This is a genomic window from Streptomyces sp. NPDC027962, from assembly GCF_055566095.1.
Genome location: NZ_JBVHTA010000006.1, coordinates 261,111 through 262,528, shown reverse-complemented (window position 1 = coordinate 262,528; position 1,418 = coordinate 261,111). Strand labels below are relative to the sequence as shown.

General features: G+C 70.2%; 1 protein-coding gene. It reads right to left on the bottom strand.

Features of this window, described 5'->3' with window-relative positions; translation table 11 throughout:
* Positions 1 to 145 precede the first annotated feature (145 nt).
* Positions 146 to 1,174: an aspartate-semialdehyde dehydrogenase gene (locus tag ACZ4SA_RS08605; protein WP_468271209.1), complete on the bottom strand. Its 1,029-nt coding sequence runs from the start codon at positions 1,172 to 1,174 to the stop codon at positions 146 to 148.
* Positions 1,175 to 1,418: the final 244 nt, after the last annotated feature.

Below are 1,418 nucleotides of genomic sequence, written 5' to 3'. Positions count from 1 at the left end.
CCCCTTCTTTGTGAGGTTTTTCGGGCCCCCCCTCCACCGCTCCACCCCTTGGCCGCTTGGGGGGGGGGGGGGGGGGGGGCCCCCCCCCCCCCCCCCGCCCCCCTTCGTCGCTTCGTGCCGAGCCGGCTCGTCGCGTCGTGCCGCGTCAGCCGCGCAGCTCCTCCGCGACCAGCTCCGCGATCTGCACCGCGTTCAGCGCCGCGCCCTTGCGGAGGTTGTCGTTGGACAGGAACAGCGCCAGGCCGTTGTCGACGGTCTCGTCCACGCGGATACGGCCCACGTAGGAGGCGTCCCTGCCCGCCGCCTGCAGCGGGGTCGGGATCTCGGAGAGCTCGACGCCCGGGGCGTCCTTCAGCAGCTCGTAGGCGCGCTCCACGCCGATCTCACGCTCGAAGCGGACGTTGACCTGCAGCGAGTGGCCGGAGAAGACCGGGACGCGCACACAGGTGCCGGAGACCTTGAGCTCCGGGATCTCCAGGATCTTGCGGGACTCGTTGCGCAGCTTCTGCTCCTCGTCCGTCTCGTGGGAGCCGTCGTCGACGAGGTTGCCCGCGAGGGGGAGCACATTGAAGGCGATGGGGCGCTGGTAGACACCCGGCTCGGGGAAGGCCACGGCCTCGCCGTCGTGGGTGAGGTCGGTGGCGCGCTCGGCGACCGCCTTCACCTGGTCGTTCAGCTCGGCGACACCGGCCAGACCGGAGCCGGATACGGCCTGGTAGGTGGTGGCGACCAGCGCGACGAGGCCGGCCTCCTGGTGCAGCGGCCGCAGCACCGGCATCGCGGCCATCGTGGTGCAGTTCGGGTTGGCGATGATCCCCTTGGGGCGGTCCTTGATCGCGTGCGGGTTGACCTCGGAGACGACGAGGGGGACCTCGGGGTCGCGGCGCCAGGCGGAGGAGTTGTCGATCACGACGGCGCCCTGGGAGGCGACCTTCTCCGCGAGCGCCTTGGAGGTCGCGCCGCCGGCGGAGAAGAGCACGATGTCCAGACCGCTGTAGTCGGCGGTGGAGGCGTCCTCGACGGTGATCTCGCCGCCGCCCCACTCGATCGTCGAGCCGGCGGACCGGGCCGAGGCGAACAGGCGCAGCTCGTCCACCGGGAACTTCCGCTCGGCGAGGATCTTGCGCATGACCGTGCCGACCTGCCCGGTGGCTCCGACGATTCCGACCTTCACGGGGACTCCTCCGTACGTTCTTGCGGCCCTGGTGCCGCTCCATGATGCGTATGTCCCCGGTGGCCTTGTCCAATCGATTGTCCGAGGGGCGGAATGTGTGACTCGCGACATACGAGCGGGGGGGGGGGGGAAGGGGGGGGCCGACCCCCCCCCTGTTCCTTGTGGGTGTTTCTTTTTTTCCTTTCCTACCCCCCCCCCTCCCCCGCCCCCACACGCTTCTTTAACGTTTCGCAACCGACACCCA